The following is a 6,921-nucleotide window of genomic DNA, read 5'->3' on the forward strand; positions in this document are numbered from 1 at the left end:
ACAAGCGCCAGGGCCCTGAACGGGCCCGCGCCGGCTGACGAGCGCGACTATAGAGGGCGAAGAATTAATGAATCGTTAATTCTCACCAATTCTAAAAGCTGTGCCGCAGCCCCAACGCGATCGTTTGCGGGCTGGCGCCAGCGGTCACGCCCAGTTCATTGATGGCGAAGTCGTACGCTGCATTCGAGCGGTTCTTGATCTTCGAGTAGTACGCATACACAGACGTGCGCTTGGACAAGGGCTGCTCATACCCGAGCGTGTACTGGACCGCGCCGGTGTTCCGGCCGCTACGGACATAGCCCACCCGTTGCGTGGAAGGCCCGGTGCCGTTGGCGGCGTATCCGACGGACGCGTTCAGGCTGCCGGTGCCCAGCTTCTGCACCACGGACACGTAGTAACCCTTGCGGCGCAGATCGCCGGATGCGCTCTGGTAGCGCAGCTGCTCGACGACGAAGTTGATCGTGGTGGACGGAAACGAATACGTGGCGCCCAGCTTGATGGCATCGTCATGCGAGTCGGCCATCTGATAGTTCTTGTGCAGCTCATAGGCCGCCACCACCGCCAGCGGTCCGTCCTTGTAGGCGGCGGACCAGGAGAACAGCTGGGGATTGCGCGGCGTCGTCATGCGTTCCTGCGGCAGGCCCCACGTGAATCCAGCGCTCAAGCCATGCCAGTCCGCGGACCGGAAATGCAGCGAATTTTTCTGGCGTCGATCAAACGAACTCGTGTTCTCGACGTTGCCCGAGCTGGACGCCGAGCCGTTGCCCATCACCGCCATGTACCCCGCCGTCATCGGATAGTAGGGATCCATTTTCATGGTCGACTCGGTGTAGGCCGTGTGCCAATTGCCCAGAAAGAACGTGCCGTAGGGCGATGCCAGCCCAAGGCGCGTGTTCCGGCTGGCGATCTCGCCTTGCCCGGTGTTGGGCGCAATGCCGCTCTCGATCTGAAAGATCGCCGACAAGCCATCGCCCAGGTCCTCTTCGCCGCGAAAGCCGAACACCGACCGGTTGTTCGTCATACGTGAGCCGGAGCCGGCATTGTCGGCGCCGCTGATCCAGGCGTATTCCAGCGCCGTGTTGAGCCGGCCGTATAGCGTGACGGACGATTGCGCCGACGCGCTGCCCACCGCGCCGCACAGCGCGGCCACCGCGCATCCACCCACCAGAACCCGTCTGCGCGCGCCGCGGCCAACTTTCATCTCATGCTCCTGTGCCTTGCGCAGCACGCAAACCGCAAGACGATACGCGTGCGCGCCGTGCAGACGCCATTCGTCGAAGGTATAGGGTGACGAACCTAATGTCGGATTGCGCCCCGGCGGACGCCATGAAAACCTACCCACCGCGAAATTAATCGAGGAGAGTGGCATGGCTTCGCGTCGACAAGTCCTGGGAGCGGCGTCTTCGCTGGCTTCAGCGTTTGCGCTCAACAGCATGTGGGCCGGCCGGGCAAACGCCGGGTCGCAGTCTCAGACCGGCACGCCGCTGGCAGACGGTCCCCCGGAGGTGATTTTCTACAACGGCCGCTTCACCACGTTGGACCGTGCCAATCCGGAAGCGGGCGCCGTCGCCGTGAAGGGCGGCAAGTTCGTCGCGGTGGGCAGCGACCGGGAAGTCCTGCGCCTGGCGGGATCGAACACCCGGCTGGTTGACCTGAAAAAGAAAAGCGTCCTGCCCGGGCTTTACGACAACCACACGCACGTCGTGCGCGGCGGCCTGAACTACAACATGGAGCTGCGCTGGGACGGCGTGCGGTCGCTGGCGGATGCCATGGAGATGCTGCGCCGGCAGGTCGCCAACACGCCCGCGCCCCAATGGGTGCGTGTGGTGGGCGGATTCACCGAGCACCAGTTCATTGAAAAGCGTCTGCCGACCATCGAGGAAATCAACGCGGTCGCACCGGACACGCCGGTGTTCCTGCTGCATCTGTACGATCGCGCGCTGCTGAACGCTGCGGCGCTCCGCGTGGTGGGCTATACCCGCGACACGCCGGACCCCGAAGGTGGACAGATCATCCGGGACTCGAATGGCAATCCGACCGGCCTGCTGCTTGCCAAACCCAACGCCACCATCCTGTATTCAACCCTTGCCAAGGGACCGAAGCTGCCGTTCGACTACCAGCTGAACTCCACACGCCATTTCATGCGCGAGCTGAACCGGCTGGGCGTCACGGGCGTCATCGACGCCGGCGGCGGCTATCAGAACTATCCGGACGACTATGCCGTCATCCAGAAGCTGGCCGACGACAACCAGCTGACGGTGCGACTTGCGTACAACCTCTTCACGCAAAAGCCCAAGCACGAGAAAGAGGACTTCCTGAACTGGACGTCTTCGGTCAAGTACAAGCAGGGCGACGATTACTTCCGGCATAACGGGGCCGGAGAGATGCTGGTGTTCTCGGCGGCCGACTTCGAGGACTTCCGGGTCGAACGTCCGGACATGCCGCCGGAGATGGAAGGCGAACTGGAAGAGGTCGTTCGCGTCCTGGTCCAGAACAAATGGCCGTGGCGCCTGCACGCGACCTACGACGAAACGATCACGCGCGCGCTGGACGTATTCGAGAAAGTGCATCGCGACACGCCGCTCACCGGCATCAACTGGTTCTTCGATCATGCCGAGACGATCTCGGACAAGTCCATCGACCGGATCGCCGCACTGGGCGGCGGCATTGCCGTCCAGCACCGCATGGCATACCAGGGCGAGTACTTTGTCGAGCGCTACGGCGCGAAGGCCGCGCAAGCCACGCCCCCGGTCAAGCGCATTCTGGAAAAGGGAGTGAAAACGTCCGCCGGCACCGACGCCACGCGCGTCGCGTCCTACAACCCGTGGATTTCGCTGTCGTGGATGACCACGGGCAAAACCGTCGGCGGCATGCCGCTGTATCCGCATGAAAACCTGCTGGACCGCGAAACGGCCCTGCGCATGTGGACCGAGAACGTCGCGTGGTTCTCCAACGACGAAGGCAAGCGCGGCCGCATCCAGGTGGGCCAGTTCGCCGATCTGATGGTCCCGTCCCAGGATTACTTCACGGTGGCGGATGAAGAGATCTCGTTCCTGACGTCCGACCTGACCGTGGTGGGCGGGCGCGTGGTCTACGGCGCTGGCGACTTCGCCAAGCTCGACGAAAACGCGCCGCCGCCCGCCATGCCCGACTGGTCGCCCACGCGCCTGTTCGGCGGCTATGCCGCCTGGGGCGACCCGGAAGGCGCGGGACGCAATTCGCTCGACTACAAGCGCTTTGCCGCGGCCTGCGGTTGCGCCAGCGCGTGCGGCCTGCATGGGCACAGCCATGCCAATGCGTGGGCCTCCAGCGTGCCGGCCTCGGACCAGAAGTCGTTCTTCGGCGCGCTGGGTTGCTCGTGCTGGGCCGTGTAAGGAACCGAACCCATGTCGAGCATTTCAACCTCGCTGGCCGGCATCGCGCGCCCCATTCTCGGGGGCCGCGTTGCCCGCTTTGCCGCCTACCTGGGCTTGTGCGCGGCGTATCTTCAGGGCGGGCTGGTCAAGCTGACCGACTTTCCCGGCGCCATTGCGGAAATGACCCATTTCGGGCTTACGCCCGCGCCGTTCTTCGCCGTGGTCGTGATCGCGCTGGAGCTCATCGCCTCGCTCATGATCCTGATCGGATGGCATCGCTGGCTCGGCGCGCTGGGGCTGGCGATCTTCACGCTGCTCGCCACCTTCGTCGCCCTGCAGTTCTGGGAGATGCCGCCCGGCCAGGCGCGCTTTTTCGCCGCCAACTCGTTCTTCGAGCACCTTGGGCTGGTGGGCGGGTTCCTGCTGGTGATCTGGCAGGACCTGAACGAACGGCGGTAGTCGCCTTCGTATCGGCCTACGCAGTGTCCGTCGCGCCGGCCGCACCGCCGGTCCAGCGGGCACCGCGCCATCAACGCTTACCTTGCACACCATGGAACAGACCCCCGTATCTCCCCGATTCACCGGCCTCTTGGGCTTTAACGCGGGATACGTCGATACGGCGGGGTTCCTGGCGCTGAACGGCCTGTTCACGGCGCACGTGACGGGGAACTTCGTCACGCTGGGCGCAGCCTTCGTCCACGGCACGACCGGCGCCTTCGCCAAGCTCCTGGCCTTGCCGCTCTTTTGTGCCGTCGTCGTGCTGACGCGCCTGTTTGCGTCCGGCTTCGCGGCCGCGGACACGGCGATGTCCAAGCTCATGCGCGCGAAGGTGCTGCTGCTGGCCGCCGCCGCTGCCGTCCTCGTCGCCTACGGACCGTTTCCCGACAGCGACGCGCCGGTTGCCGTAATTGGCGGGATGCTGCTGGTCGCGGCCATGGGTATCCAGAATGCGATCCAGCGCATGCATCTGGGCAGCGCGCCGCCGTCCACGCTCATGACCGGCACCACCACGCAGGTGATGATCGACCTTACCGACCTCTGCAAAGGCGTCTCCGGCGAGGCGCGCACGGCCGCCGTCGCCCGCCTGCGCAAGATGCTGCCCGCCCTGGCGGCGTTTGCGTCCGGCTGCGCCATTGCCGCGCTGCTGTACTGGGCGTCCCTCATGTGGTGTTTCATCCTGCCGCCCATCGTCGCCGCACTGGCCACCCTGAGCATCAAACGCGCCCCGGCTGACCCTACTTGAGGGGGACGCGCCATACCTTCGAACAATGTCGAGACGCGAACGTTTCCCCTATCCTGACATTCTCGTTAAGGCCCCTCCATTTCAACCCAAGGTGATTTTCATGTCCCAAGCAAAGCTCGAAGTCCTGACCCCGCAGAACAGCCAGATCATCTTCATCGATCACCAGCCGCAAATGGCCTTTGGCGTGCAGTCGATCGACCGCCAGACGCTGAAGAACAATGCCGTGGGTCTGGCCAAGGCCGCCAAGGTGTTTGGCATTCCCACCACCATCACCACCGTCGAGACCGAGTCGTTCTCGGGTTACACCTACCCCGAACTGCTCGACGTGTTTCCGAACCAGAAGGTCCTGGAACGCACCTCGATGAACTCGTGGGACGACCAGAAGGTGCGCGACGCGCTGGCCGCCAATGGCCGCAAGAAGGTCGTCGTGGCCGGTCTCTGGACCGAAGTCTGCAACACCACGTTTGCGCTGTGCGCCATGCTGGAAGGCGAATACGAGATCTACATGGTCTCCGACGCGTCCGGCGGCACGTCCAAGGAAGCACACGACATGGCCATGCAGCGCATGATCCAGGCCGGCGTCGTGCCGGTGACCTGGCAGCAGGTGCTGCTGGAATGGCAGCGCGACTGGGCCCGCCGCGACTCGTACGATGCCGTGATGGAAATCGTCAAGGAACACTCGGGCGCGTACGGCATGGGCGTGGACTACGCCTACACGATGGTGCACAAGGCCGGTCAGCGCACGCAGACCGCACACGACGCCATCGCGCCGGTGGCCGCACCCGTCATCGCCCGCTGATGCCCCTGGGGTCCGCAGCCGCTCTTGCAGCGGCTGCGGACCTTTTTGCTTTCTCCCGCAGCCTGCCACGCCATGACGACCGCCGACGCCCAGCCCGCCAACCCCGCTCCGCCTTCCTCACCGTTCGCCTACTCCGCCTTCTCGGTGATCTGGGTCGCCACCGTGCTGTCCAACATCGGCACCTGGATGCACGACGTGGGCGCGGGCTGGCTCATGACGTCGTTGTCGCCGTCGCCGATGTTCGTGGCGCTGGTGCAGACCGCGGGCACCTTGCCCGTCTTCCTGCTGTCGCTCCTGGCCGGTGCGCTGGCCGACACCATGGACCGCCGCAAGCTGCTGCTGATGGTGCAGATTGCGATGGGCGTCATTGCGCTGGCGCTNCTGCTGTCGCTCCTGGCCGGTGCGCTGGCCGACACCATGGACCGCCGCAAGCTGCTGCTGATGGTGCAGATTGCGATGGGCGTCATTGCGCTGGCGCTGGGGCTGGTGGTGTGGTTTGGCCTGACGACGCCGTGGGTGCTGCTGGGCTTCACATTGCTGATGGGTATCGGCACGGCGCTGTCGGCGCCGGCCTGGCAGGCCATCGTCCCCAGCCTGGTGCCGCGCCCTTCGCTGCAGCAGGCCATCGCGACCAACAGCGTGGGTATCAACGTCAGCCGCGCCATTGGTCCGGCGCTGGCCGGCGTGCTGATCACCAGCATCGGCGTGGCCATTCCGTTCTTCGTCAATGCGGTCAGTTTCATCGTGGTCGTGGCAGCCCTGATCTGGTGGAAGCCGCCCGCCGCCGCTGAAAAGCGTCTGCCGCGCGAGCAGCTGTTTCATGCCATGCGTGCCGGCCTGCGCTTTGCGCTGCACAGCAAGCCGCTCAAGTCCACGCTGGTCCGCGCCGTTGCGTTCTTCCTGTTTGCCAGCGCCTACTGGGCCTTGCTGCCGGTGATCGTGCGTCAGGTGCTGCAGGGCGGCGCCTTGCTCTACGGCATCATTCTGGGCTGCGTCGGGGCGGGCGCGGTGATCGGCGCGATGGTGCTGCCGCCGCTGCGCAAGAAGCTGGGGCCTGACCGCAGCGTCATGGCCGGCACGCTGGGCACGGCGTTCACGCTGGTGGTGTTTGCGGTGGTGCCGCATCCCGTGGTGGCCGGTGCGTTCAGTTTCCTGGCGGGCGCCTCGTGGATCATGGTGCTGACCTCGCTGAATGTCTCGGCGCAGGTCGCGCTGCCGGACTGGGTGCGTGCCCGCGGCCTGGCGATCTTCGTGACGGTGTTTTTCGGCTCGATGACCGCGGGCAGCATGATCTGGGGTCAGACGGCGGTGCGTGCCGGCGTGCCCGCCGCGCTGCTGATCGCCGCCGCCGGCTCGGTGGTTGCGATGCTGCTGACCCGCAAGGCCAAGCTGCAGCTGGGCGCGGACCTGGACCTTGCGCCGTCGATGCACTGGCCCGAGCCGCTAATCGATCAAGAGGTGTCGCATGATCGTGGCCCGGTCATGATCACGGTCGAATACCTGATCGACCCGGCGCAAGGCGC

Annotated in this window: 7 protein-coding genes; 6 read left to right on the plus strand and 1 reads right to left on the minus strand. The window is 65.2% G+C overall.

All coding sequences use genetic code 11. The annotated features are described in order from the left end of the window. Positions 1 to 91 precede the first annotated feature (91 nt). Entirely contained in the window at positions 92 to 1,201 is a 1,110-nt protein-coding gene (locus ASD87_RS07670; RefSeq protein WP_056319470.1) for a porin, read from the minus strand. A 283-nt stretch (positions 1,202 to 1,484) separates the two neighbouring features. Here ASD87_RS07670 and ASD87_RS07675 point away from each other — a divergent pair, with 283 nt between their 5' ends. The 6 genes from ASD87_RS07675 to ASD87_RS07695 all read left to right on the plus strand — a co-directional run. Beyond that, a complete protein-coding gene (locus ASD87_RS07675; RefSeq protein ID WP_056319496.1) occupies positions 1,485 to 3,374 on the plus strand; it encodes an amidohydrolase in 1,890 nt (629 codons plus the stop codon). Positions 3,375 to 3,386: 12 nt separating this feature from the next. Further along, a complete protein-coding gene (locus ASD87_RS07680) occupies positions 3,387 to 3,815 on the plus strand; it encodes a DoxX family protein (protein ID WP_056319472.1) in 429 nt (142 codons plus the stop codon). Positions 3,816 to 3,906: 91 nt separating this feature from the next. Beyond that, positions 3,907 to 4,599 carry a YoaK family protein gene (locus ASD87_RS07685; RefSeq protein WP_056319474.1) on the plus strand — a complete coding sequence of 231 codons (693 nt, stop codon included), beginning with the start codon at positions 3,907 to 3,909 and terminating at the stop codon, positions 4,597 to 4,599. A gap of 100 nt (positions 4,600 to 4,699) precedes the next feature. Then, complete coding sequence (locus ASD87_RS07690; RefSeq protein ID WP_056319499.1) at positions 4,700 to 5,398, plus strand: hydrolase; 699 nt, start codon at positions 4,700 to 4,702, stop codon at positions 5,396 to 5,398. Positions 5,399 to 5,470: 72 nt separating this feature from the next. Next, positions 5,471 to 5,778: MFS transporter (locus ASD87_RS27285; protein ID WP_235512653.1), on the plus strand; the 308-nt coding region annotated here is incomplete at its 3' end. 1 nt (position 5,779) lies between these two features. Continuing rightward, a partial coding sequence (locus ASD87_RS07695; RefSeq protein WP_235512655.1) for an MFS transporter occupies positions 5,780 to 6,921 on the plus strand: 1,142 nt, incomplete at its 3' end.

Origin of the sequence: Achromobacter sp. Root170 (assembly GCF_001428165.1) — a bacterium.
Classification (GTDB): domain Bacteria; phylum Pseudomonadota; class Gammaproteobacteria; order Burkholderiales; family Burkholderiaceae_B; genus Achromobacter; species Achromobacter mucicolens.

Coding starts and splice junctions, on each gene's coding strand:
- ASD87_RS07685 (WP_056319474.1), top strand. CDS start 3,907: ATGGAACAGACCCCCGTATCTCCCCGATTCACCGGCCTCTTGGGCTTT.
- ASD87_RS07690 (WP_056319499.1), top strand. CDS start 4,700: ATGTCCCAAGCAAAGCTCGAAGTCCTGACCCCGCAGAACAGCCAGATC.
- ASD87_RS07680 (WP_056319472.1), top strand. CDS start 3,387: ATGTCGAGCATTTCAACCTCGCTGGCCGGCATCGCGCGCCCCATTCTC.
- ASD87_RS07670 (WP_056319470.1), bottom strand. CDS start 1,201: ATGAAAGTTGGCCGCGGCGCGCGCAGACGGGTTCTGGTGGGTGGATGC.